Annotated in this window: 22 protein-coding genes; 12 read left to right on the forward strand and 10 right to left on the reverse strand. The window is 58.2% G+C overall.

What is annotated here, in order from left to right:
* Nucleotides 1-20 precede the first annotated feature (20 nt).
* Together OYW20_RS00470 and OYW20_RS00475 are read right to left on the reverse strand one after the other, a co-directional pair.
* Complete coding sequence (locus OYW20_RS00470; RefSeq protein ID WP_268798794.1) at nucleotides 21-467, reverse strand: GNAT family N-acetyltransferase; 447 nt, start codon at nucleotides 465-467, stop codon at nucleotides 21-23.
* Nucleotides 460-1101: an FMN-binding negative transcriptional regulator gene (locus OYW20_RS00475; protein ID WP_268798795.1), complete on the reverse strand. Its 642-nt coding sequence runs from the start codon at nucleotides 1099-1101 to the stop codon at nucleotides 460-462. The genes OYW20_RS00470 and OYW20_RS00475 overlap by 8 nt, the downstream gene beginning before the upstream one ends.
* Before the next feature lie 89 nt (nucleotides 1102-1190).
* On the opposite strand from OYW20_RS00475, the gene pdxR reads away from it, so the two are divergent.
* The 3 genes from pdxR to OYW20_RS00490 all read left to right on the forward strand — a co-directional run bounded on the left by pdxR (nucleotide 1191) and on the right by OYW20_RS00490 (nucleotide 5859).
* Nucleotides 1191-2744 (forward strand): MocR-like pyridoxine biosynthesis transcription factor PdxR, encoded by a 1554-nt coding sequence (gene pdxR, locus OYW20_RS00480; RefSeq protein WP_268798796.1) that lies wholly within the window; start codon nucleotides 1191-1193, stop codon nucleotides 2742-2744.
* 246 nt (nucleotides 2745-2990) lie between these two features.
* A complete protein-coding gene (locus OYW20_RS00485; RefSeq protein WP_268798797.1) occupies nucleotides 2991-4520 on the forward strand; it encodes a hypothetical protein in 1530 nt (509 codons plus the stop codon).
* 127 nt (nucleotides 4521-4647) lie between these two features.
* Entirely contained in the window at nucleotides 4648-5859 is a 1212-nt protein-coding gene (locus OYW20_RS00490) for a YeeE/YedE family protein (protein ID WP_268798798.1), read from the forward strand.
* A gap of 160 nt (nucleotides 5860-6019) precedes the next feature.
* Here the strand turns inward: OYW20_RS00490 and tkt are convergent, their stop codons facing one another.
* A complete protein-coding gene (gene tkt, locus OYW20_RS00495) occupies nucleotides 6020-8101 on the reverse strand; it encodes a transketolase (RefSeq protein ID WP_268798799.1) in 2082 nt (693 codons plus the stop codon).
* A gap of 304 nt (nucleotides 8102-8405) precedes the next feature.
* Here tkt and OYW20_RS00500 point away from each other — a divergent pair, with 304 nt between their 5' ends.
* Nucleotides 8406-9311 carry a bestrophin family protein gene (locus OYW20_RS00500; protein ID WP_268801238.1) on the forward strand — a complete coding sequence of 302 codons (906 nt, stop codon included), beginning with the start codon at nucleotides 8406-8408 and terminating at the stop codon, nucleotides 9309-9311.
* Nucleotides 9312-9512: 201 nt separating this feature from the next.
* On the opposite strand, the gene OYW20_RS00505 is transcribed toward OYW20_RS00500, so the two are convergent.
* The 3 genes from OYW20_RS00505 to OYW20_RS00515 all read right to left on the reverse strand — a co-directional run bounded on the left by OYW20_RS00505 (nucleotide 9513) and on the right by OYW20_RS00515 (nucleotide 12836).
* Nucleotides 9513-10613: a polyamine ABC transporter substrate-binding protein gene (locus OYW20_RS00505; RefSeq protein WP_268798800.1), complete on the reverse strand. Its 1101-nt coding sequence runs from the start codon at nucleotides 10611-10613 to the stop codon at nucleotides 9513-9515.
* 29 nt (nucleotides 10614-10642) lie between these two features.
* The gene (locus OYW20_RS00510) at nucleotides 10643-11671 is read right to left on the reverse strand and encodes a histone deacetylase family protein (protein ID WP_268798801.1); all 1029 of its coding nucleotides are present in this window, start codon (nucleotides 11669-11671) and stop codon (nucleotides 10643-10645) included.
* Between the two features lie 169 nt (nucleotides 11672-11840).
* Nucleotides 11841-12836 (reverse strand): AraC family transcriptional regulator, encoded by a 996-nt coding sequence (locus OYW20_RS00515; RefSeq protein ID WP_268798802.1) that lies wholly within the window; start codon nucleotides 12834-12836, stop codon nucleotides 11841-11843.
* Between the two features lie 76 nt (nucleotides 12837-12912).
* On the opposite strand from OYW20_RS00515, the gene OYW20_RS00520 reads away from it, so the two are divergent.
* Nucleotides 12913-13176, forward strand: a complete 264-nt coding sequence (locus tag OYW20_RS00520; protein WP_268798803.1) for a type II toxin-antitoxin system RelE/ParE family toxin — start codon at nucleotides 12913-12915, stop codon at nucleotides 13174-13176.
* A complete protein-coding gene (locus OYW20_RS00525) occupies nucleotides 13157-13462 on the forward strand; it encodes a helix-turn-helix domain-containing protein (protein WP_268798804.1) in 306 nt (101 codons plus the stop codon). Before OYW20_RS00520 ends, OYW20_RS00525 begins: the two co-directional genes overlap by 20 nt.
* 23 nt (nucleotides 13463-13485) lie before the next feature.
* On the opposite strand, the gene OYW20_RS00530 is transcribed toward OYW20_RS00525, so the two are convergent.
* From OYW20_RS00530 to OYW20_RS00540, 3 genes are all read right to left on the reverse strand, one after another.
* A complete protein-coding gene (locus OYW20_RS00530) occupies nucleotides 13486-14490 on the reverse strand; it encodes an asparaginase (protein ID WP_268798805.1) in 1005 nt (334 codons plus the stop codon).
* 15 nt (nucleotides 14491-14505) lie between these two features.
* Entirely contained in the window at nucleotides 14506-15960 is a 1455-nt protein-coding gene (locus OYW20_RS00535; protein ID WP_268798806.1) for an alanine/glycine:cation symporter family protein, read from the reverse strand.
* Nucleotides 15961-16268: 308 nt separating this feature from the next.
* Nucleotides 16269-17693, reverse strand: coding sequence for an aspartate ammonia-lyase (locus OYW20_RS00540; RefSeq protein WP_268798807.1), 1425 nt, complete (start codon nucleotides 17691-17693; stop codon nucleotides 16269-16271).
* Nucleotides 17694-17882: 189 nt separating this feature from the next.
* On the opposite strand from OYW20_RS00540, the gene OYW20_RS00545 reads away from it, so the two are divergent.
* The 6 genes from OYW20_RS00545 to OYW20_RS00570 all read left to right on the forward strand — a co-directional run bounded on the left by OYW20_RS00545 (nucleotide 17883) and on the right by OYW20_RS00570 (nucleotide 22308).
* Nucleotides 17883-18785 (forward strand): LysR substrate-binding domain-containing protein, encoded by a 903-nt coding sequence (locus OYW20_RS00545; protein ID WP_268798808.1) that lies wholly within the window; start codon nucleotides 17883-17885, stop codon nucleotides 18783-18785.
* A gap of 166 nt (nucleotides 18786-18951) precedes the next feature.
* The gene (locus tag OYW20_RS00550; protein ID WP_268798809.1) at nucleotides 18952-19515 is read left to right on the forward strand and encodes a zinc metalloprotease; all 564 of its coding nucleotides are present in this window, start codon (nucleotides 18952-18954) and stop codon (nucleotides 19513-19515) included.
* A 233-nt stretch (nucleotides 19516-19748) separates the two neighbouring features.
* Nucleotides 19749-20240 carry a 5-(carboxyamino)imidazole ribonucleotide mutase gene (gene purE / locus OYW20_RS00555; protein ID WP_268798810.1) on the forward strand — a complete coding sequence of 164 codons (492 nt, stop codon included), beginning with the start codon at nucleotides 19749-19751 and terminating at the stop codon, nucleotides 20238-20240.
* Between the two features lie 7 nt (nucleotides 20241-20247).
* Complete coding sequence (locus tag OYW20_RS00560; protein ID WP_268798811.1) at nucleotides 20248-21330, forward strand: 5-(carboxyamino)imidazole ribonucleotide synthase; 1083 nt, start codon at nucleotides 20248-20250, stop codon at nucleotides 21328-21330.
* A 115-nt stretch (nucleotides 21331-21445) separates the two neighbouring features.
* Entirely contained in the window at nucleotides 21446-21691 is a 246-nt protein-coding gene (locus OYW20_RS00565) for a GlsB/YeaQ/YmgE family stress response membrane protein (RefSeq protein ID WP_268798812.1), read from the forward strand.
* Nucleotides 21692-21771: 80 nt separating this feature from the next.
* Nucleotides 21772-22308, forward strand: a complete 537-nt coding sequence (locus OYW20_RS00570) for a DUF3299 domain-containing protein (RefSeq protein ID WP_268798813.1) — start codon at nucleotides 21772-21774, stop codon at nucleotides 22306-22308.
* 107 nt (nucleotides 22309-22415) lie between these two features.
* Here OYW20_RS00570 and OYW20_RS00575 read toward each other — a convergent pair whose 3' ends face one another.
* Nucleotides 22416-23342: a D-hexose-6-phosphate mutarotase gene (locus tag OYW20_RS00575; RefSeq protein ID WP_268798814.1), complete on the reverse strand. Its 927-nt coding sequence runs from the start codon at nucleotides 23340-23342 to the stop codon at nucleotides 22416-22418.
* Nucleotides 23343-23357: the final 15 nt, after the last annotated feature.

Consider the following 23357-nt stretch of genomic DNA (forward strand, 5'->3'; position numbering starts at 1 on the left):
CGTTCGGTGTGATTCAGGGCTTAAAGCATTTTGCGGAACTGGATATAGCCAGGCCGCTGCGCAATACGTTCGTAAAGCTGGATCGCCGTTGCATTGGTTTCGTGGGTCAGCCAGTGAACCTTGTCGCAGCCGTCCTGCTTCGCCGTGACGTAAACGTGTTGGATCAGCAAGCGTCCGACCCCGGTGCCGCGCTGTTCGGGCGCGACAATCAAGTCCTGCAGGTAGCACGCATTGTGGATGCTCCAATTGGAGCGGTGGTAGATGAAATGCACCATGCCCACCGCGTTTCCATCCTTCCAGGCCAGCGCAGCATGAGTCGGCTCGCTGCCATCGAGTAAGCGCTCCCATGTGCTCTGGCTGACGCTCTCTGGCAGTTCGGTTTTGTAGAACCGCAAGTAGGCTTGCCACAGGGGCAACCATTGCGCGTGGTCGTCAGGGGTGACCGGTTTTATCTGGACGTCAGGCATCCGAGTCTCCTTGGCTCATCAAGTGGGCAACGTGCCGATCGTTTGCATCACCGCTGGCGGTCAGGCCATCTCGCACCCCGGCGGCGTCCTCGGCGCTGCGGTTCTGGTTTAATTTGCGCTTGCCCTCAAGTCGCGTAATGGACAGCGCAAAGCCGACGATGGCACTCAGCATCTTTTCGATGTAGTCGGCTGGCGCATCAGCCACGGCCCAAGGGGTGGGGCGTCTGGACTCATGTTTGTCGGTCAATGCACTGACCAGCGCGAGCAGGCGCTGATGGTCGGTGAACACTTCGGCGCGCCCGTAGGCGTGAATGGCCAGGTAGTTCCAGGTCGGCACCACCTTCCCGTGTTCAGCTTTGGCAGGGTAGAACGAGGGGCTGATGTAGGCGTCGGCGCCCGGAAAGATCACCATCACTTCGGCGCCATTTTTTAGCGCTTTCCACTGCGGATTGGCCTTGGCGAAATGCCCGTAAAGCGTGGCGTGCTCACCTTCCTCAGGCCGGAACAGAAGCGGCAGATGGCTCGCTTGCAGTCCCGAAGCATCGCACGTGACTAGAATAGCCAGCCGGGCGCCCTCAATCTGCGTATGCAGGCTGGCGACATCGGCTTCTTTGAAATAGCTAGGTGTGTACATGGGATTTTCCTTGGCGACGGGCCCAATCCTAGGCAGCCTATTGGTCGGTTGTAAGAACCATTAATGGTCAATTTCATAGGACCAATCACATGACACCGTCAAAGCCCTCGCTGACCTTCGACTTCGCCGGTATCGAACTGGACCCGCGTCAGGGCCTTAGCCGTCAGCTTTACCAAGGCCTGCGCCAGCGGATTCTCGACGGTCGTCTGGGCGGTGGCACGCGCTTACCCGCCAGCCGGGATCTGGCGGCGTTGTTGTCGATCTCGCGTAATAGCGTGATGCGCGCATACGACCAGCTTTACGCCGAAGGCTTCACTGAGGGGCGTGTTGGCGATGGGACTTACGTCGCTCATCTGCCCGACAAAACCACCGCTACGAAAAAACTATCCACAAAACTGTCCACAGGGTTAACAACAGGCTTACCCACAGGTTTATCCACAAAACCGACCAAGCCCACTGATTTTTTATCCAGTAAAGTTATCCACAGCACTGCGCTGATGCTGCTTGATCGGCACCATTTGAGCGAGCGTAAAACCGGCTTACCACGCGCTTTTCGAGTGGGCCTGCCAGCGTTTGACCTGTTCCCTTTTGCAGTGTGGGGCAAGTTGCACTCGGATTTCTGGCGAAAGCCCGACATGCAGCAACTCGGTTACGGCGACGCCGCAGGGGAGTGGCGTCTGCGAGAGCTGATCGCTGTCTACCTGCGCACCTCTCGAGATTTGCACTGCTCTGCTGAACAAATTGTGATCACCAGTGGTGCGCAACAAGCAATTAGCCTTTGTGCACAGCTGCTGTTAGAGGTTGGCGACGGCGTTGCTGTGGAAAACCCCGGCTATCGCGCTGCCGGTCATGCTTTTGCGATTGCTGGTGCGACCTTGCACGGTATTTCGGTGGACAGCGAGGGCATAAGCTGTGACGAGTTGGCCAGGCACGACAGCAAGCTTGTGTATGTCACGCCGTCTCATCAGTACCCGACCGGGGTCACGATGAGTCTGGCGCGGCGTCTTCAATTGTTGGCGTGGGCCGAACGAACCGGCGGCTGGATCGTGGAGGACGACTACGACGGGGAGTATCGCTACGGCGGTGCGCCATTGGCTCCGCTGGCGGCGCTGGATCGGCAGGGTCTGGTGCTTTATGTCGGCACCTTCGGCAAAGTGGCGTTTCCTGCGCTGCGGTTGGGTTATCTGGTGTTGCCGCTGAGCCTGGTCGAGCCCTTCTGCCAGCGGCGTGCTGTGGACATGCGTCACTCTGAGATAGGCACCCAAGCGGTGATGGCCGAGTTCATCGCCGCCGGGCATTTCCAGCGGCATATCCGTCGCATGCGCCGCGCCGCGCCGAGTCGGCGTAATGCTTTGCTGTCGGGCTGGCCTGACAGTATTGCGGGGTGCGGGCCGATGCCCAAACCCATGGCGGGTCTGCACGTAGCATTAAAGGTCGACAGCCTGGCACGCGAGCAGGCGCTGGTCGCGCTGGCTGACAGCGTAGGCGTTGAGGTCAATGCATTGAGTGAATACTGGCTGCCGGATTCTTCAACGCCCATTGATGAGCGGGCAGGGTTGGTGCTGGGGTTCGCGGCGGTGCCTGAGGCAGATATCGAGCTGGCGCTGGAGAAGCTGCGCGCGGTTTGGAGCATGCGTCAGTAGCATTCAGTGTGGTATCAAAACCACTAAGATATATCGGAAATATATATAGCAAAATGAAAGGCAGATAATCACTAATCAATCTAGTTTAATGATTGTATGTTTTTTATCCTAGACTATGGTTAACTGGAAGTACGCAGATTTTAGCTCGATGATGTACGACCATGCGTGTAGTGTTTTTAACGGCTCATCGTTTTCTTCGGTCAGCGTATGAGCAGTATTTTGACTTGACATAATCAGGGAAAGAAAATGACAATTAAAAAAAATTTAATTACGCCGAATGTTTCAGGCTCATTCTCCGTAATGACTGACAAGGAAATATTTGAGGCTCAGTTACCTGGTGTCGAGGTCGATTCCACCTTGAAGGTATTCGGAGTCAATGGGGGCAGTTCATTTTTTTGCTCTCTCGCATTTGATATAGAAAATAAAACGTACGACCTGTCTGATTCGGCAGGGCCTATTCAAATGACTTATTTATACGCTCCGAGCGGGTCAGACGTTGTGATAATGAGAGCCGACTCTGGAAAAGCTGAAGTGTTGTGGGATCGAATCGCTAATAATCTCAGTGTGAGTTTTAGCTGTGCCCGCAGCGGTATACCGGGTTTTACCGCGCAGGACGGCACCCTCACACTGGACACTTCAAACCTTCCTGCGTTGCCCGAATCTGATGGGATGACTGCGACGACGAGCCTTGGGCCATTTGTTGCCAAAGTAGGGAGTCTTATCTCCGAGGGCCGAATCGTCGTGGGAGGAGGCACCGAATCTATTTCTGGAGGCTTGGGTAATTATATTTTGATTTCATTTCCGGAAAAACTTGCCGTTGGAACCTATACAGTAGGGTCGCCTGAGTTTGCTGATATTAAAATGCAATGCATTGTCGGATCAGGTGGTTTGAAGGATGCCACCAGCGGCAGCTTTGAGTATATTGAACATGATCTGGTAAAAAAGTCTACAAGGGCGGCGTTCACTTTTGAAACGAACGAAATCAAGATTTGGGATGGTCATTATTCTGCGGGGTATGAGTCTAACCTTCTGCGCAATGCGCGCAGAGGAACTCCTTATCTGTTAACAGGCAGCTTCAGTGGAGTGATAAATGGACAGGCCGAGCAGTCAAAAAATATGTTATCGATGCAAAACGAATATTATTGGGACATATCAGTATTTTTTAGCACTGAAACGCTCACGCTCAGCATTCCTCTAAACTCATCTGTAGGGTCCACTCCTATTGTTGCGCCGGACAAGCAGGGTGCGCATTTGGTTTATTCGGCGGGGCAGGCCCACGCAACGTCTGGGCAACTTGAGATATCCCGAATTGGTTGGGGACCGAACCTTGCACTCAACGCTACATTTGATTGCAGAAACGACAACATCGAGCCTGCGTTGACGATTCAACAAGCGTCTATTGAGATTGTTGGCCCTGCGCATCCCACCTACGTAACAGCAACGATCAATGGCCAGCCATTCCAGGCAACTACCTTTGAAGTGCTGGATGTTTTCGGATCGACTTTGTTCGGCTATGCGGAGGACTCAAGTTTCGTATCGATAACGCTGGACCAGTCATTGCTGGCGGGCACCTACACACTGCCTGACGCCCGTATTACAATCAGTTACCATCCTGCTGGCGGTGCCAGGATAGTGGCCAAAACCGGCATTTGCGTTCTGGCGTCCGAGCTAGACAAAGGTTACCTGTCAGGCTCGTTCAATTTTGACAACGATGGATACTCCGTCACGGGTGGGCAATTTTCCTTCGTAAAAGTGCGCCGAATGACCAAGGGCTAGAACGGTGTGATTGATCCCTGGATGGACCAGTCGGTGAAGTCTCGCATTTACTTGGTCTAGTTCGCGCGGGGGGCGCTACGCTCAGGCGTACACTCCCCGCGATCAATATTCACAGCCGAGTTATTACATGAGCTTTCCTTTTTCTGCGGCGCCTGATCGCAAGTCTTTCACGGCATTGATCGCCTTCGTTCTTTTACTGATAGCCGCCGTGTTTCTCCAAGCCACCGTAGGCGGGAAACAGGTAGCGCTGCTAATCGTCGGGGCCGCTCTGGGCCTGACGCTTTATCACGCAGCGTTTGGTTTCACGTCGGCCTGGCGCGTATTCATCAAGGAGCGTCGCGGCGCTGGCCTGCGAGCGCAGATGGTGATGCTGGCGGTGGCCGTTGTGTTGTTCTTCCCTGCATTGGGCGCAGGCACCTTATTCGGCTCGCCCGTGACCGGGCTGGTTGCGCCAGCAGGCGTATCGGTGATCTTCGGTGCGTTCATCTTCGGCATCGGCATGCAGCTGGGCGGAGGTTGCGCGTCGGGCACGCTGTTCACTGTCGGTGGCGGCAATGCGCGGATGCTGATCACTTTGCTGTTCTTCATCATCGGTTCTCTGATTGCCACGCACCACGTGGACTGGTGGTTTTCGCTGCCGTCCTTCCCGGCCACTTCCATTGTGAAAACCTTTGGTGTCGTGCCCGCGCTGGTTTTCAGTCTGGCGCTGTTTGCGTTGATCGCCTTCATCACGGTGAAGCTCGAAAAGCGCCGGCATGGCGCACTTCAAACTCCTGTCATCAGTGAACACGTCGGCCTGCGTCGATTCTTGCGAGGCCCGTGGCCGTTGGTGTGGGGCGCAATCGGGCTGGCACTGCTTAATTACGCCACATTGGCGTTGGCCGGTCGGCCGTGGGGCATCACCTCTGCCTTCGCGTTGTGGGGCGCCAAAGTAGCGAGCGGTCTAGGCGTGGATGTTGGCAGTTGGGTGTTCTGGCAGGTTCCCGCAAATGCCAAGGCGCTGGCGGCACCGGTGTGGGAAGACATCACCACCGTGATGGACATCGGCATCATGATTGGGGCGTTGTTGGCGGCGGGACTGGCAGGGCGTTTTGCTCCGAGCCTGAAGATTCCGGTTCGCTCAATGGTTGCTGCCGTGATAGGCGGTTTGCTGCTGGGCTACGGCTCGCGCCTGGCCTACGGCTGCAACATCGGCGCGTACTTCAGCGGCATTGCGTCTGGCAGCCTGCATGGCTGGTTGTGGCTGGTTGCCGCTTACATCGGCAACGTGGCGGGCGTGCGGATTCGTCCGTTTTTCTTCGCCGGCGAACGGCAGCCAGTCGTGCTGACCGGCTGGTGATCACGCTGCCCTTGATATCGTAATCGCGAGCAAGCAAGGCCTACCGGGACCGTATTCTCCTGTAGGCGCGCGCTAGCCCGCGAATGGCAGCGTGTCAGAAAGTCTTCCAATCCGACACAACGTTATCGCGGGCAAACGCGCTACTGCAGGTGTGCTTGCCTCAGGCGATCTGTTCTTTAGCCAGTTTCACGATGTTCTCCACCGTAAAACCGAACTTGGCTTGCAGCTTCTCTATCGGCGCCGAAGCTCCGAAAGTATTCATCACCACCTTCGCGCCGGTCTGCCCGACATAGCGGTCCCAGCCCATCGGCCCGGCCTGCTCGACCACGACACGACCTTTGACGCTCGGCGGGAAAACGCTGTCGCGGTAGCTCTGGTCCTGATCCTCGAACAGTTCCCAGCTCGGCATTGATACGACACGGGCGCTCACGCCCGCTGCCTTGAGCTGCTCGAACGCGGCGACCGTCATACCGACTTCACTGCCGGTTGCGATCAGAATCACATGCGGGTCGCCTTCACCTGAGTCGGCCAGCACGTAAGCGCCCTTGGCGACGCCTTCAGCACTGGCATATATCGAGCGGTCCAGTGTCGGCAGCGGCTGACGCGACAGCACGATGCAGGATGGACGGTGAGTCTGCGCCAGTGCGATTTTCCAGGCCTGAGTCGTCTCGTTGGCGTCACCAGGGCGCAACGTGATCAGGCCCGGTGTGGCACGCAGCTGCGTCAGTTGCTCAATGGGTTGGTGCGTGGGTCCGTCTTCACCGACGCCGATGGAGTCATGCGTGAACACGAAAACGACCGGCAGCTCCATGATGGACGCCAGACGAATCGGCGGCTTCATGTAGTCGCTGAACACCAGGAATGTCGAGGTGTACGGGCGGATATAGGACAGCGCCAGACCGTTGGCAATCGAGCCCATGGCGTGCTCGCGCACCCCGAAGTGCAGGTTGCGGCCGCCGTAGCTTCCGGCTTCGAAACTCCCGGCACCGTCGAACGTCAGGTTGGTTTTGGTCGACGGCGAAAGGTCGGCAGAGCCACCGATCACCCACGGTATTTTCGCGGCGAAGGCGTTCAGCACTTTCCCGCCCGACGCACGCGAGGCGATGCCTTTTGCATCAGCTTCAAACTGTTCCAGCTTGTCCTGCCAGCCGTCCGGCATTTCGCCTGCACGCATGCGTTTCAATTGATCGGCCAGCTCGGGCTCGTTCTTCTCGACACTGGCAAGCGTTTGCTGCCATTCGTCGTACTCGCTCGCGTTGTGGGCGAGTAGGGCGTCGCGCAGGCAGTGCCTGGCCTCTTCCGGTACCAGGAAGCTTGAATTCTCGTCCCAGCCGTAGGCTTTTTTGGTCAGCTTGATTTCGTCATCGCCCAGTGGTTCGCCGTGCGCGGCCGAGGTGTTGTGCTTATTGGGGGAGCCAAAACCAATCACGCTATCGACCACGATCAACGTCGGCGCGCTGTCGGTCTGTTTGAATACATTCAGCGCCTTGGCCAGTGCTTCGGCGTCGTTGGCGTCGGCCACGTGCAACGTATTCCAGCCATAGCCTTCGAAGCGCGTCTGCACGTCGTCGCTGTAGGCAAGTTCCGTATGACCTTCGATGCTGATGGTGTTGTTGTCGTAGATCCAGCACAGGTTCGACAGCTTGAGATGGCCCGCAAGCGAAGCGGCTTCGGCGGTCACGCCTTCCATCATGTCGCCGTCGCCGCACAACACGTAAACGTTGTAATCGAACAAAGTCGCGTCGGGGCGGTTGAAGTACTCGCCCAGCCAGCGCTCGGCCATCGCCATGCCCACGCTATTGGCGCAACCCTGGCCAAGCGGCCCGGTTGTGGTTTCAACCCCTGTGGTCATGCGGTATTCAGGGTGGCCAGGGGTTTTTGAGTCCAACTGGCGGAACTGCTTGATGTCCTCAAGACTGATGGCAGGTTTGCCAGAGGGTGTGCCGTGTTCGTCGATTTCGACGACGCCCGCCAAGTGCAGCAGCGAGTAAAGAAGCATCGAAGCATGGCCTACCGACAGCACAAAGCGGTCGCGGTTGGGCCAGTCAGGGTGTTCGGGGTGATAACGCAGGAAGTCTTTCCACAGCGTATAGCCGACCGGCGCGAGTGCCATTGGCGTGCCCGGATGGCCGGAGTTGGCCTTCTGCACGGCGTCCATGGCCAATGTGCGGAGGGTGTTGATGGTCAGTTGGTCGCGGTCGGTATGTGGTTCGATGGAGCGAGACGTTGAAGACGAGCCCATTAAATTTCTCCTCGTGACGTGTTGCTGATACATCCAGACAAGAGTGGAGCACAGTGGGCAAGGCTTTGTTCCGTGAATAATGGCCGACGGTCCGGGTTGCGTTTGCCTGGAGCTGCTTTAACGCGCCAGGACCTGCCCCAGGCAGTGCGCGCGTGATCAGGATGGGAGGCAAATAACGGAACCGATTCAGCTACTGGTCGGAGAGCGCCTGGCGTGGCGAACCATATTCGCCGTTTGCATTCAAAGTCTGGCGTGTCGGGCATCTGTCCGTATCTGGTGAACGATTGAAGAAATGGGGTGGCCTTTGCAGCAAATGCTCATCAAGAAGTACCGCGCCGTGATCAGGACCTTTACCTACATCGGTTGGTCGCTGTTCTGGCTGCTGATCTGGGACGTGGTGGTGACCGTCGACTTCATGCTTTATCTGGAGCGCAAGATCACATTGCCGTCCATGCCGCTGACCTTGCTGGGTTCTGCGCTGGTGGTGCTGACCAGTTTTCGTAATTCCAGCGCCTACAACCGCTGGTGGGAAGCACGGACCCTGTGGGGCGCGCTGGTCAACAACTCGCGCAGTTACGCCCGGCAGGTGCTGACGCTGATTGATGACGAAGATGAGCTGAACCCGGTCAAGGCTGTGCTGTTGCGTCGGCATGTGGCGTACGTCGAGTGTCTGTCGGCGCACCTCAAGGGCGGACATTGCGACGAGGACGTGACGGCGATGATCCCGCGCGCGGAATACGAACGCCGCACACGCACCAACAACTTTCCAAACGACATCCTCAACACGTCGGCTGCGATCATCGCCAAGGAATACAAAGCCGGGCGCCTGGACAGCATTCGTCTTGAGCGGCTTGAGGCCACGCTGGTGGAGATTTCCAACTGCCAGGGCGGCATGGAGCGAATCGCCAATACGCCGCTGCCGTATCCCTACGTGACCTTCCCACGACTGTTTATCACCCTGTTTTGCATCATCGTGCCCATCGGTCTGGTGGAAACACTGGGCTGGTTTACGCCACTGGCCTCGACCGTGGTCGGTTTCATGTTGCTGGCGATAGAGAAAATCGGCACCGATCTGCAAAGCCCATTCAAGGCCTCCGAGCACGAAATCCAGATGAAAGCGCTGTGCGCAAACATCGCAGGCAACCTGAACTCGATGTTGCGTGACGCCACAGAGGAGCGGGACGAGAGGGAGATGCCGCTGACAGTCTGACCCGCTGCGGCGCGCTGTCTGGTCAGGCCATACGACACAATCGCGAGCAAGCGCCCCCCACAGGTTCTGTATGGGGCTCAAAACCTTGGTGGTATTGAGGTCATTGTGGGAGGGCGCTTGCTCGCGACTGAGTTACAACTGACACGTCCAGGTTGCATGGCACGCCGATATCGCGGGCAAGCGCGCTCCTACGGATTTTAGCTACGTCCCCGACTTGATCTTGGTCCATACGCGGGTGCGCGCCCGTTCTGCATCGCGGGGCAATGGCGTCAGGGTGTAGAGCGTCTTCATGGCCTCTTCGGTCGGGTACAGATTGGGGTTGTTGCGGATCGCCGGATCGACCAGTTCGGTCGCGTCCTTGTTCGGGTTTGGATAGCCGACAAAATCACTGATCGGCGCGATGACCTTGGGCTGCAGCAGGTAATTGATGAACGTGTGTGCGTCCTCGGAATCCTTCGCCCCCTTCGGAATGGCCAGCATGTCGAACCAGATCGGCGCGCCTTCTTTGGGCAAACGCATATCCACCACCACGCCATTTTTGGCTTCCTTGGCCCGATTGGCGGCTTGCGAGAAGCTGCCCGAGTAACCCACCGCGACACAGATATCGCCGTTGGCAATATCGGCCATGTACTTCGATGAGTGGAAATAGGTGATGTACGGACGAATCTTCATCAGCAGCGCTTCGGCCTTGGTGTAGTCCGCAGGATTTTTACTGTTCGGATCCAGCCCCAGATGCTGCAGGGCCAGTGGCAATATCTCGGAGGGCGAATCCAGCAATGTCACGCCGCAGCCCTTGAGCTTGCTGATGTTCTCTTCCTTGAAGATCAGGTCCCAACTGTCCACGGGCGCGTTATCGCCCAGTGCCGCCTTGACCTTGGCCGGGTTGTAACCAATCAGAATCGTGCCGTACATGTAGGGCACCGCGTATTTGTTGCCGGGGTCGTTGGCTTCCAGCAACTTCATCAGCTTGGGATCAAGGTGCGAATAGTTCGGCAGCTTGCTCTTGTCCAGCGGCTGGAACACACCGGCTTCGATTTGCTTGGCCAGAAACACGTTGGACGGTACCACCACGTCGTAACCCGAGTTGCCCGTGAGCAGCTTGGCTTCAAGCGCTTCATTGGTGTCGAAGATGTCGTAGATCAGATTGACCTTGGTGTCCTTCTTGAAGTCCTCCAGGGTTTTAGGCGTTATGTAGTCGAACCAGTTGTAGACGCGCAGGGTTTTGGCTTCGTCGGCCTGAGCCGCACCGGCCAACAAGGCGGCGCAGAGCGATGGAGCAATGAGACGCTTGAGTCTGTTCATCGTGTTCTCTCTCTTCTGGATCGGAGGGGTCAGGCGCTTTCGAAACCTTCCAGCACGTTCACGGCATTGATGCCGATTTCCTCGACGGCATAGCCGCCTTCCATCACAAATAACGTTGGTTTGCCCAAGCGTGCTATGCGCTGGCCCATACGCAGGTAATCCGGGCTGTCGAGCTTGAACTGTGAAATGGGGTCGTCCTTGAACGTGTCAACACCCAGCGACACCACCAACACGTCTGCGTCGTAGCGCTCAATCTCGGCGCATGCCTGCTCCAGCGCGGCGCTCCATTGATCCCAGCCCGTGCCGGCCGCCAGTGGATAGTTGAAGTTGAATCCTTCTCCAGCGCCTTCACCCGTTTCGTCGGCGTAGCCCAGAAAAAATGGAAACTCGGCCGCAGGATCCCCGTGGATGGACGCAAACAGCACGTCACTGCGCGCGTAAAAGATCGATTGAGTGCCGTTGCCGTGGTGATAGTCCACGTCGAGGATCGCGACCTTCTTGTGCCCCCGATCGATGAACGCCTGTGCGGCGATGGCGGCGTTGTTCAGGTAGCAATAACCCCCCATCAAATCGCTGGCAGCGTGATGGCCTGGCGGACGGCAAAGGGCGAAAGCGCTGCGTGCGCCATTCTGGATGGCATCCTGTGCAGACAACGCCACCTGCGCTGCGCTATACGCCGCTTGCCAGGTGCCTGCGGTAATCGGCGCGCCGCCGTCGAAGCTGTAATAGCCCAGCTCGCCGTGCAGACTTTTCGGCATCACAGGGCGCAGTGTGCGGGCGGGCCAGGTGAAGGGCAGCAGATCGCCCTCCGTGCCGGTCGCTGCCCAGCGGTCCCACGCCCCTTTGAAAAACGCCAGATAGGCTGGCGTGTGGACGTTCTGAATAGGCGTCAGACCGAAATCTCTGGGCGCCTGGATTTCACCGAGCTGGCGGTCCTTCACCCTTTGCAACACATGGTCGGCTCGCGCAGGCATCTCGAAACACGGCATCAGTTGTCCGTCGATCAGTTCGCAGCGGCCATGGTGCAGGTGGTGGTCGTCCGAATAGATGGTCAGCATGTTCTCGTGCTCCGTGTGGCTTGGCTATTGCTCATTCTTGGCGGGCGCGGCCCGTTCGTGAACGACGCAAGCGGCCAAAAGGGGATATATCCGGCCAAAAATAATGGCCGAAAATCGCCCGCTAATGAGGCGTTACGCCCCGTTTTGAGGCGCAGGTGTCATGCCTGGCTCAGCCGCGAAACTGACTGGGCGCCACGCCGCTCCAGCGAATGAAGGCGTGACGAAAGCTGGCGGTTTCACTGAACCCCAGCGCTTCAGCAATTCGGTGGATGGGCAAGCTATCTTCCTGCAACAACTGCTTGGCGCGCTCAAAGCGCAGATCGTCGAGCAGTTGCTGGTAGCTACTGCCGGTGGCAAGAAGATGACGGCGGAGGGTGCGCTCGGAGCAGTTCATTTTTTGCGCAATCACGGCCAGGCTTGGCGCGTGATCCAGTTGCACGGCAAGTAACTCGCGGATGCGTCCCAGCCAGGCTTGTCGCCCGCTGAACTCGATGTTCTGCCGCCTGCAGCGCTCTCGCATGTCGCGATGGGTAATGGGATCGGCCAGTGGCAGCGGTTGGTCGAGCCAGCTTCGCTCGAACGCAAACGCGTTGTCGTCGGCGAGGCCAAACGCAAGCGCGCAAGAGAAGCTGTCGTGGTAACGGGGTTGGTAATCCGGCGCCGCATGGGCGAAGCGTGCAGCCAGCAGCGGCAGCGGCTTGCCGAGCAAGTCGTCGCAAATGACCTTGAGCGAGCCCAGGCACAACTCGGCGTTGAACACCCGCAGGCCTTCATCGTCCCGGTAGTCGCTGGCGCTGAACCAGACACGCTGGCCGTCCTCGATCAGCTTCAGTTCAAACAGCGTGCCCAGCAGTGCGGGATACTCCAGCGCCAGACGCAATGCGTCACCGAAAGTGGCAGCGGTGAGCAATGCGTAACCGAGAATCCCGTAGGACGACACGTGCATGCGGCGCCCCAGTTGCAACCCGACCTCTTTGCGCAGCGCAACCGCATTGGCGCAGACCTGCATCTCCTGATAGGTAGTGATGCGGATATCCGGCCGGCACAGGTCCGCCTGGGTGATCCCGCTCCCCGCCAGCAGCGGCTCGCTGCTCAAACCCTCATCCGCAAACGTGCTGATAACGAGCGATACCGCGTTGAGGGTGGTGAGGTGGGAGTGCAGCATGGCGTGATTCCGGTCAGATGGCTGATCGGAGCGGAGCAAGTGTTGTGCCGAGGTTAGTCCGCCTGGCTGCACAGGCATGAGGCATGAGCGTGAACTGCTTGGTGACGGTTGCAGTGGAAAAAGCGGAGGATACCGAACGCTGCTGTCCGCCAGGCTGGGGGCAAGCTATGTGTTTCTTTTCGGGTTCTCCAAGAGCTCGATGGCCAGTATCAGTCAGTCCGAGAAAAAAGCGTTGCGGTACACAGGGAAAGTTTTATTGGCGCTGTCGGCAGATGAGCTTTGCACAGCGCTAAAGAGCGGCATTCTGGAGGAGGTTCATTGTGAGCAGCAAAATCATTGAGGCGCTGCGTTCAGATCTTGAGCAATTGCACGAGATCGGCGCAGTGAGCAAAGTCACCATGCGCGAGTTTGACGCCATCTGCCCGCCGCCCGTCAGGGAGCTTAGCGCTTCAGCTATCCGCGATTTGCGAGTGTCATTGAATTTCAGTCAGCCGATCTTTGCGCTGTATCTAAACGCTATAGCTTCAACTGTCCGAAAGTGGGAGCAGGGTGATACTCGGCCTGCCGGGCCTGCTCTTAAATTGCTGAACATGATCGCCGACAAGGGATTGCAGGCGATTATTTGATCGGTCTGCAGGTAAAGCCACGATCAGCGCAGCTCGCCGCACAGATCCAGCTCCACCAACCGGCGCACGTCATCTTGCGAAAGGCCTGCGCCGATCAGTGCGTGAAGCTTGCCGAAGGCGGCTTCGCGGGTCATGCCGCCACCGGACAGCACACCCGCTTCGCGCAAGCGACTGCCGGCTTCGTACACGTCCAGCTCAACTCCGCCTTCATGACACTGGGTGATGGCGACCACACAGATGCCCTGTTTATGGGCGCGGTCGAGGCTTGCGAGAAAGGCCGGATTATCGCTTGGGCCTGTGCCGCTGCCGAAGCATTCCAGCACCAGCCCCTGAATACCGCTGTCGATCAGCGCATCCAGTTGTGGCGCGCCGATGCCAGGAAACAGCGGCAGCACGCCAACATTGGCCAGTTGCCTAGGCGCGCTGTAGCCCAGCGCATCGGGCAGATCGCGCGCAGCCTGACCGCCTTTGCTGCGGTTCAACGCTGCGAACGGGTGACGCCCAAAGCTGCGAATCTTCGCGCAACGTGTCGGCTCCAGCAGCTCACCATGGAAGTACAGGTGAGCGGCTGGCGACAGACCTTCGCCGAGCGATTGCAGGGCGCCGTTGACGTTTTCCCAGGCATCGCTGTCGGGTACGCCCGCTGGGAGCATCGAACCGGTGAACACCACGGGTGCGTCCAGGCCGATCAGTTGAAAGCTCAATGCCGCCGCGCTGTAGGCCAAGGTATCTGTGCCGTGCAGGATCAGCACGGCATCGCAGCCGTCTAGGTCAACTGCCTCGACCACCGATTCACGCAATCGCAACCAGTAGGCCGGGCTCATATTGGCGCTGTCGATCAGAGGTGACATTTCACGAAACGACCACTGCGGCACGCTGAGGCTGGGCAGCGCGGCCAATTGCTCAGCCATCCGCGCCTCAAAACCTGAAGCCGGTGCAAGCCCGTTTTCACTGGCTTGCATGCCGATGGTGCCGCCCGTGTACAGCACTCTTACGTGCTTTGCCGCAGCGAACTGTTCGCGATTCATGTCTGCCCCTGATGATTAACGTGCGTCGGCGACGGGTTTGCCTGTGGCGCCAGCTTCGGTCGCAAAAACCTGCTGAGTGCCGGGCTTGGGCCAGGCCTGCAAGTCCAGGTCCAGATCCGGGAACTTGCTCGAATCGAACACCGGCGTTTTGATCCCTGCCTTACGCTGATCGTCGTAGTCGCGCAGGATACGCAGGCCGATCTTGAACAACATCGCCAGCGCAATCAGGTTGACGAACGCCAGGAGCGTCATGGTGATGTCCGCGAAGGCGAACACAGTGCCGAGGTCTTCGACAGCGCCCCACAGGATCAACGCCAACACCAGAGCACGATAGCCGATCAGCACCTTGCGGCTTTCACCGATCAGGAAGCGCAGGCTGTTTTCGCCAAGGTAGTAGTTGTAGAGGATCGAGGTGAAGACGAACAACGACAACGCCACGCTGATGAACAGCTTGCCCCAGTCGCCGACTACCGCCGCCAGGGAGTTCTGGGTGAGTGCGATGCCGTCCCCTTCAAAGCCCGGTGTGTAGAAACCCGACAGCAAAATCAGCAGCGCAGTGCAGGTACAGATGACGAACGTGTCGAGGAATACGCTAAACGCCTGAACCACGCCCTGCGCAACCGGGTGTTCCACCTGCGCCACAGCAGCGACGTTGGGCGCGCTGCCCAGGCCCGCTTCGTTGGCGAATACGCCGCGCTTGACGCCCATCACGATAGCGCTGCCGATCAAGCCACCGAACACAGGGTCCATGCCGAAGGCGCTGCGCACGATGGTCAGCAGCATTTCGGGAACGTGTTCGAACTGGACGGCGATGACGTAGATCGTGACGGCGATGTAGATCAGCGTTTTGACCGGGACCAAGAGATCGGCCACGGCTGCGATGCGTTTGATGCCACCGATGAACACCAGGCCCAGCAATACGGCGAGCCCGATGCCTGCATAGGTGGGCGAGACGCCGAATGCGTCGTTCAATGAGTGGGTCACTGCATGAGATTGCAGGCCGTTGAAGGCAAAGCCGAACGTCACCAGCAGCAACACCGCCATGACCATGCCCAACCAGCGTTTACCGAGGCCGTGCTGAATGTAATAAGAGGGGCCTCCCCGGTATTGGCCTTCGGAATCGCACCGTTTGTACAACTGGCCGAGTGAGCATTCGAAAAAACTGCTGGCCATGCCGACCATGGCCGTTACCCACATCCAGAACACAGCGCCCGGCCCGCCCAGCGTGACGGCAATGCCGACGCCTGCGATGTTGCCGGCACCAACGCGGCCAGCGAGGCTCAACATCAGCGCCTGAAAAGAGCTCAACTGGCCCGAGCTGCTGCGCAGGCTGTCACGGAACACCGCGAACATGTGGAAGAAGTGGCGCAACTGAACGAAACGCGAGCGAATCGTGAAATATCCACCGAGCCCGACGATGAGCACGATCAGTACTTTTCCCGAGAGGAAGTCGTTGATGACTTCAAGCATTGAATGTTCCTCGCTTATTTTGAGGGGCCGCACTATACCGGTGCGGATGGTTGGCGTCTGTAATCGGATTGCCTGACCTTCTCAGACGCGTTGATCTGCAGGCGCGAATTTATTCGCGCGGCGCTGTTACTGATTCAACCCATGACGCCGCTTCGCCAACAAGTTGGCCCCCGCAGGGATCGTGCGGGCAGCGGAATTTCCAAGAACTCCAGGCAAAAAAAAGGGCCTGAAGCACTTGGCTTCCGGCCCTCAAAAGGTCGAGGGGTGTCTAGACCCTCAGCCTGGTGATCGTTTGCAGCGGTGTGCGATCAAGCCTTCAGGGGCACGAGTCGCGGAGCAATCATGTTTTCAGGGCGCAGGATATCAGCCAGCATTACGTCGTCGAGCAAGCCTTCCTCGCGCACCAGTTCCAGTACGCCGCGCCCTGTTTCCAGTGCGATACGGGCAATCCGGGTGGCGTTTTCGTAACCGATGTACGGGTTCAGGGCGGTGACGAGCCCAATCGAGTGCTCAACCAGTTCACGGCAACGTGCTTCGTTGGCCGTGATGCCGACGATGCAGTGCTCGCGCAGCATGTCCATGGCGCGTTGCAGCAGGCGGATCGAGTCGAAAATCTTGTAGGCGATCAGCGGTTCCATCACGTTCAGCTGGAGCTGACCGCCTTCTGCCGCGATGGTCAGCGCCAGATCGTTGCCCATGATCTCGAAGGCGCACATGTTCACGGCCTCGGGGATCACTGGATTGACCTTGCCCGGCATGATCGAGCTCCCCGGCTGGCGGGCCGGCAGGTTGATCTCGTTGATGCCGGTGCGCGGACCGCTCGACAGCAAACGCAGGTCGTTGCAGATCTTCGACAGTTTCACGGCGGTGCGCTTGAGCATGCCGGAAAACAGCACGAACGCGCCCATGTCGGAAGTGGCTTCGATCAGATCGGCGGCGGGCACCAGAGGCTGACCACTGATGGTTGCCAGACGCTGAACGGCCAGATGCTGGTAGCCCGGATCAGCATTGATGCCGGTGCCGATGGCCGTACCGCCCAGGTTCACTTCAGTCAGCAGCTCAGGCGCCATGATGCGCAGGCGGTTGAGGTCCTCGGTCAACGTGGTGGCGAACGCACGGAATTCCTGGCCCAACGTCATTGGCACCGCGTCTTGTAGCTGGGTACGGCCCATTTTCAATACGTGGCTGAATTCCTGGCCTTTGGCTGCAAAGGCCTGAATCAGGCTGTTGAGGCTGGCCAGCAGCGCGTCATGACCCAGCAGCAACCCCAGACGAATAGCCGTGGGGTAAGCGTCGTTGGTCGACTGCGCCATGTTCACGTCATTGTTGGGGTGCAGGTATTGGTATTCGCCCTTTTCATGGCCCATTGCTTCAAGTGCAATGTTGGCGATGACTTCGTTGGCGTTCATGTTGGTCGAAGTGCCTGCGCCGCCCTGAATCATGTCCACCACGAACTGGTCGTGGAAATCTCCGCGAACCAGACGCGCGCAGGCTTCGCTGATGGCGGCATGCTTGGCTGCGTTCAGGTGACCGAGTTCGTGGTTGGCATCAGCGGCGGCCTGCTTGACCATCGCCAGTCCGACGACCAGCTTGGGGTAGTGCGAAATCGGGACGCCGGAGAGGTGAAAGTTGTTCACCGCACGCAGGGTCTGGATGCCGTAATACGCGTCAGCGGGAACGTCGAGAATGCCAAGCAAGTCTTTTTCGGTGCGAAATGATGCAGCGCAGGACATGATAGAGAAAGTCTCAAAGAGGGCACGGGCTAAGCCGGAACGCCTTGAATACTAGGCCTGTAGGCTATTGTGGACCAATGCTGTTAAGCGCTGGCCTATGCACAAACGGCATAATGCGGATGTGACGTTCGGTTTGTGACGAGCGTATGAATGGATCAAGGATCTGAAAGCGACCTGTGAGAAGACACCATGAATCTTGAAAGCAAATGGCTGGAGGACTTCAGCGCTTTGGCCGCTACGCGCAGCTTTTCTCAAGCGGCTGAGCGCCGATTCGTGACGCAGCCGGCGTTCAGTCGACGCATTCGCAGCCTTGAGGCGGCATTGGGCCTGACGCTGGTCAATCGCTCGCGAACCCCTATAGAGCTGACCGCCGCGGGCCAATTGTTTCTGGTGACGGCCCGTACGGTGGTCGAGCAGCTCGGTGAAGTCCTGCGACATCTGCACCACCTGGAAGGCGGGCAGGGTGAAGTGATGCAGATAGCGGCGGCGCATTCGCTGGCGTTGAGCTTCTTCCCTCGCTGGATCGCCCAATTGCGTAACGAAGGTCTGAACATCGCCACACGTCTTGTCGCCACCAACGTCGGTGATGCTGTGCACGCGTTGCGCGAAGGCGGATGCGACCTGATGCTGGCGTTCTATGACCCCGATGCCGCGCTGCAAATGGACGCCGAGATATTCCCGTCGCTGCATCTGGGCATGACGGAAATGCTACCGGTGTGCTCGACCGATGCAGACGGCAAGCCGTTGTTCGATCTGGAAGGCGAACACAGCGTGCCATTGCTGGCCTACAGCGCCGGTGCGTTCCTCGGTCGCTCGGTGAATCTGCTCCTGCGCCAGCGTAGTTTGCGCTTCACCACGGTGTACGAAACGGCGATGGCCGACAGCCTCAAGGGCATGGCGCTGCAAGGCCTGGGTATCGCGTGGGTCCCACGGCTGAGCGTGGTCGCCGAGCTTGAGCGTGGTGAACTGGTGATCTGTGGCGGGGCAAACTGGCAGGTGCCGCTGGAGATTCGTCTGTACCGCTGCGCGCTGGTGCGCAAAGCCAACGTGCGATTGCTGTGGAGAAAGCTGGAAAATCCAGCGGCCCAATAGGCTTTAACTTGTTTTCCTACCGCATGTAATCGCCAGCGCCTACGCGTTGCGCTGTCTGGTGGGGGATGAATTCAAATAAGTCCGTCTATAAGTTTGGTGCTGAGGATCGTATTCCTCACATCACGCCCGTCATGAAGACAGGCCCTTACTTCTATAAGGATTTAGAATGCCAACTGCCAGACAGCCCATTAGCTTGTATGTTTTCTATCACGATGACGTCGATGCAGCGACGCAGCGGGTCGTTCCCAGAAACTACCTCAAAGACTGTATTCAAGAGCTGACGAAAGTCACCGGTCGTGAGTTCATCATCCAGTACCTACGTTCTGTTCCCGGCATGACGGACATGAATTACAAAGGCTACGAAAGACAGATAATTGCCGACTGGGATAAGAAAGTGCGCCTCTACGCCAGTCAGCAGAATCTTTCGCTGGAAAAAACAGACAGGTACATGCTGGTCACCCAGGATAAATTGAACGAAAACATCGTGGGTGTTGCGTACCAAGGCAAAAATAGCCTGATTGCCTCGCTGTTTACTTATCAGGCGATTGGTCATGAACTCGGGCACAGTTTTGGCGCCGAGCATGAGGACGCAGAGTTGCAACACAATGCCTTCGGCGGCGTGTGTGAAACGTTCGTGTATCCCAATCGAGATACCAGCCGCGGGAATTGCTATTCCTACAGCGTAAAGAATCGCCAGCGGATCGTTGATTTTCTAGGCACCGAGGCCTGATTCGGTCCCTCGTTTGTAGATGACGCAAGCCTTGCGGGGCAATCACAACACGGGACGAATCCCGACTAACGGGTGGTCGCCAAAAGGGCTGCTTTCCCGGCGCATTGCGCTATACTGCGCGGCCTTTGGCCGGTTGCACCGGTCATAATTCGTACGACAAGCCACGCCGGTATTCCCCGCGTGGCTTGTTGTTTTTAGACGCGCCTGCGGGCGCCCGATGAAGAGGCACGACGATGAGCGCACTGGTTGGCGTGATCATGGGCTCCAAGTCCGATTGGTCTACCCTTAGCCACACCGCCGATATGCTTGAAAAGCTCGGCATTCCGTACGAACTCAAAGTGGTATCGGCTCACCGCACCCCTGACTTGCTGTTCCAGTACGCCGAAGAGGCCGAAGGCCGTGGGATCGAAGTGATCATCGCCGGTGCCGGTGGTGCAGCGCACTTGCCAGGAATGTGCGCTGCCAAGACCCACCTCCCTGTTCTTGGCGTTCCGGTGCAGTCATCGATGCTGTCGGGCGTCGACTCCTTGCTGTCGATCGTGCAGATGCCAGCTGGCATTCCTGTCGCGACGTTGGCCATCGGCAAAGCAGGCGCGATCAATGCGGCGCTGCTGTCGGCCAGCATCCTTGGTGCCAAGCACCCGCAATTCCACACGGCGCTGAAGAAATTCCGCGCTGAACAGACAGACAGCGTTCTGGACAATCCAGACCCGCGCCAGGCCTGAGGTTTTCATGAAGATCGGTGTAATCGGTGGCGGCCAGTTGGGTCGCATGTTGGCTCTTGCGGGTACGCCGCTGGGTATGAACTTCGCCTTTCTCGACCCTGCGCCGGACGCCTGCGCGGCCGCCCTGGGCGAGCATTTGCGTGCCGATTACGGCGATCAGGATCACTTGCGTCAGCTGGCTGATGAAGTGGACCTGGTGACTTTCGAATTTGAAAGCGTACCTGCCGAAACTGTGGCGTTCCTGTCGCAGTTCGTGCCGGTCTATCCAAGCGCCGAAGCCCTTCGCATCGCACGTGATCGCTGGTTCGAGAAAAGCATGTTCAAGGACCTGGGTATCCCGACACCCGAGTTCGCCGACATTCAATCCCAAGGGGATCTCGATGCAGCCTTGGCCAGCATCGGCCTGCCAGCGGTGCTGAAAACCCGCACGTTGGGTTACGACGGTAAAGGTCAGAAGGTTCTGCGCACTGCACAGGATGTCGTCGGTACATTCGCTGAGCTGGGCAGCGTCCCGTGCCTGCTGGAAGGCTTCGTACCGTTCAGCGGTGAAGTGTCGCTGATCGCCGTGCGTGGCCGTGACGGCGAAACACGTTTCTACCCGCTAGTGCACAACACCCATGACAGCGGGATCCTGCGCCTGTCCATCGCCAGCACCGACCACCCGCTGCAAGCGCTGGCTGAGGATTACTCTGGCCGCGTGCTCAAGCAGCTGGATTACGTGGGCGTGATGGCCTTCGAGTTCTTTGAAGTCGATGGCGGGCTGAAGGCCAACGAAATCGCTCCGCGCGTGCACAACTCCGGGCACTGGACCACAGAAGGCGCTGAGTGCAGTCAGTTCGAAAACCATCTGCGTGCCGTTGCCGGATTGCCACTGGGTTCAACTGCCAAGGTCGGTGAGAGCGCGATGCTCAACTTTATTGGCGAAGTGCCTGCTGTGGATAAGGTTATCGCCATCGACGATTGCCATCTGCATCACTATGGCAAGGCCTTCAAGGTCGGCCGCAAAGTCGGGCACGCCACGGTACGCAGTCACGACCGCGCCACGCTTGAACGTCAGGTAAAGCGCGTCGAGGCATTGATCAAGCCTTGATCGGCCAATGCGGGCGGCGCTTTCGATTGAACCAATGCGCCACCGCACATCTCTCATAGCGTGATGCCAATACCGGTGTAGGCTTTGGCGTATTCATTCTAAAGAGGGAAATGGCATGGGAATCATCGGAACCATCTTCATCGGCTTGATCGTTGGCCTGTTGGCTCGTTTCCTGAAGCCGGGTGACGACAGCATGGGCTGGATCATGACGATTCTGCTCGGTATCGCCGGCTCGCTGGCTGCGACCTACGGCGGCCAGGCGCTGGGCATCTACCGTGCTGGCGAGGGCGCTGGTTTCCTTGGCGCATTGGTCGGCGCGATCATCTTGCTGGTCATCTACGGCATGATCAAAAAGAAGTAAATCTCTGACTGGCCCTCTGCGCTATTGCAGCGCGGAGGGCTAGAATGCCCGGCAATCAATTCCCCTTCGCCGAGCCTCCAATGCGTCGTCTCCTCTTCATCTCCCTGTTGCTGGTCTCCGGCCTTGCACACTCCGCTGAAATCCCTGAAACCGATTGGCTTGACCTCATGCCCAAGTCGGATCAGAAAGCCCTCGAAGCCATGCCTGATATCGATCACAACTCCCCGGAAGCGCAGGGGACGTTCGACAGCAAGGGCGGTTTGAAGCAAAGCAAGGGTTTGCCCGCCGTGATGTACTCAACCAAAACCGTGCCCGCCATGAACGGCAAGAACATCCGTTTGGGCGGCTATCCGGTGCCGCTTGAAACCGACGCCAAGGGCAGAAGCACGCTGTTCTTTCTGGTGCCTTACCCTGGCGCCTGCATCCACGTTCCGCCACCGCCGCCCAATCAGCTGGTGCTGGTGCGCTACCCGAAAGGTTTGAAAATCGACGACATCTACACGCCGCTTTGGGTGATCGGGCCGTTGAAGATCGAAACGGTCAACAACGACCTTGCGGATGCGGCTTACGCGCTGGACGCGTCCAAAGTGCGCGTAGTGACTGAAGCGGATCTTTGAAATATATCTGTAGGCGCGAATTTATTCGCGAAGCTTGTGTGCAGACGCTAGAAATGTGGCGGCTCTACGACGTCTCGCGAATGAATTCGCTCCTACAGGGAGGCTCGTCACGCTATAGCGATGGGCTCTGCCCAGACACTCACGCTCATCACATGCATCTCATTCGGCGCAATCGTCACGATGTCGCGCAAGACATTGGCCGTTTCGACGCAAACCATCCCCTGCCAGCCATCCGGCTGCATATCGGAAAAGGTTTTGGTCTTGTCGATCCACGGGTTCCAGAGCACCGCAGAATTTGAGCCTAACGTCTGAATATGGATTTTGCGATTCCACGCAGGGTCGACAATGGATAGCAACTCAGGGGTGTCCTGATAGATGCGGTCAGTCTCGGCGCTGAACGTGAGGTCCCCGGATTGCACCTGTTCGTCGTTCCAGCTCACCAGCGTGTTCAGGTATTTCACACCGTCCAGGCCTTCAACGCTGATCTGATGCACATCGCTCACCGCAAAATAGCTGTGCAGCGCCTGGCTCAGCGTCACCGGCTCATTGCCCGCATTGAAACTCACGAGACTGACGTTTAACGCGTCATCCAGGCGAATGTGCAGCTTCAAGCCCACTTTGTGTGGCCAGCCGGGCAACTGTCCCTCAGCCAGTGGCTGGATGAATTCGATGATCAGCGCGTTCCCGTCTTCGCCCATGCCCATCAACTCCCAGTCGATGGCACGGACCTCGCCGTGCGCGTTGGCAGGCTCGGTGCTTTGGCGCATGGCCTGAACGCTTTGCGGGTTGCGCTGGAAATTACCGAACCACGGCCAGCACACGGGCATGCCGCCACGGATTGGCTTGCCCTTCTTGAACATGGCGCCGGGGTTGGACCAGATGAGCGGCTGCTGACCATCAATCTGGTAGCTGATGATGTGTGCCCCTTGCTGGGCGATCACCAGCTCGGCATGGCCGTGGCGGATGCGCCAGCAGTTGAGCTCATCGAGCACGATGGATTCGACATGTGTCGCAGGCGTTTGCGGCGTAGGCATAAGGTTCTCACTCAA

The sequence above is a fragment of the Pseudomonas sp. BSw22131 genome (assembly GCF_026810445.1).
In the GTDB taxonomy this organism is placed as follows: domain Bacteria; phylum Pseudomonadota; class Gammaproteobacteria; order Pseudomonadales; family Pseudomonadaceae; genus Aquipseudomonas; species Aquipseudomonas huanghezhanensis.

Bases quoted from the DNA above. Each gene is read 5' to 3' on its own strand.
- OYW20_RS00550 (WP_268798809.1), top strand. From the start codon at position 18,952: ATGCCAACTGCCAGACAGCCCATTAGCTTGTATGTTTTCTATCACGAT.
- OYW20_RS00545 (WP_268798808.1), top strand. From the start codon at position 17,883: ATGAATCTTGAAAGCAAATGGCTGGAGGACTTCAGCGCTTTGGCCGCT.
- OYW20_RS00565 (WP_268798812.1), top strand. From the start codon at position 21,446: ATGGGAATCATCGGAACCATCTTCATCGGCTTGATCGTTGGCCTGTTG.
- OYW20_RS00540 (WP_268798807.1), bottom strand. From the start codon at position 17,693: ATGTCCTGCGCTGCATCATTTCGCACCGAAAAAGACTTGCTTGGCATT.
- OYW20_RS00570 (WP_268798813.1), top strand. From the start codon at position 21,772: ATGCGTCGTCTCCTCTTCATCTCCCTGTTGCTGGTCTCCGGCCTTGCA.
- OYW20_RS00560 (WP_268798811.1), top strand. From the start codon at position 20,248: ATGAAGATCGGTGTAATCGGTGGCGGCCAGTTGGGTCGCATGTTGGCT.
- OYW20_RS00530 (WP_268798805.1), bottom strand. From the start codon at position 14,490: ATGAATCGCGAACAGTTCGCTGCGGCAAAGCACGTAAGAGTGCTGTAC.
- OYW20_RS00490 (WP_268798798.1), top strand. From the start codon at position 4,648: ATGAGCTTTCCTTTTTCTGCGGCGCCTGATCGCAAGTCTTTCACGGCA.
- purE (WP_268798810.1), top strand. From the start codon at position 19,749: ATGAGCGCACTGGTTGGCGTGATCATGGGCTCCAAGTCCGATTGGTCT.
- OYW20_RS00535 (WP_268798806.1), bottom strand. From the start codon at position 15,960: ATGCTTGAAGTCATCAACGACTTCCTCTCGGGAAAAGTACTGATCGTG.
- pdxR (WP_268798796.1), top strand. From the start codon at position 1,191: ATGACACCGTCAAAGCCCTCGCTGACCTTCGACTTCGCCGGTATCGAA.
- OYW20_RS00515 (WP_268798802.1), bottom strand. From the start codon at position 12,836: ATGCTGCACTCCCACCTCACCACCCTCAACGCGGTATCGCTCGTTATC.
- OYW20_RS00510 (WP_268798801.1), bottom strand. From the start codon at position 11,671: ATGCTGACCATCTATTCGGACGACCACCACCTGCACCATGGCCGCTGC.
- OYW20_RS00505 (WP_268798800.1), bottom strand. From the start codon at position 10,613: ATGAACAGACTCAAGCGTCTCATTGCTCCATCGCTCTGCGCCGCCTTG.
- OYW20_RS00475 (WP_268798795.1), bottom strand. From the start codon at position 1,101: ATGTACACACCTAGCTATTTCAAAGAAGCCGATGTCGCCAGCCTGCAT.
- OYW20_RS00520 (WP_268798803.1), top strand. From the start codon at position 12,913: ATGAGGCATGAGCGTGAACTGCTTGGTGACGGTTGCAGTGGAAAAAGC.
- OYW20_RS00470 (WP_268798794.1), bottom strand. From the start codon at position 467: ATGCCTGACGTCCAGATAAAACCGGTCACCCCTGACGACCACGCGCAA.
- OYW20_RS00575 (WP_268798814.1), bottom strand. From the start codon at position 23,342: ATGCCTACGCCGCAAACGCCTGCGACACATGTCGAATCCATCGTGCTC.
- tkt (WP_268798799.1), bottom strand. From the start codon at position 8,101: ATGGGCTCGTCTTCAACGTCTCGCTCCATCGAACCACATACCGACCGC.
- OYW20_RS00485 (WP_268798797.1), top strand. From the start codon at position 2,991: ATGACAATTAAAAAAAATTTAATTACGCCGAATGTTTCAGGCTCATTC.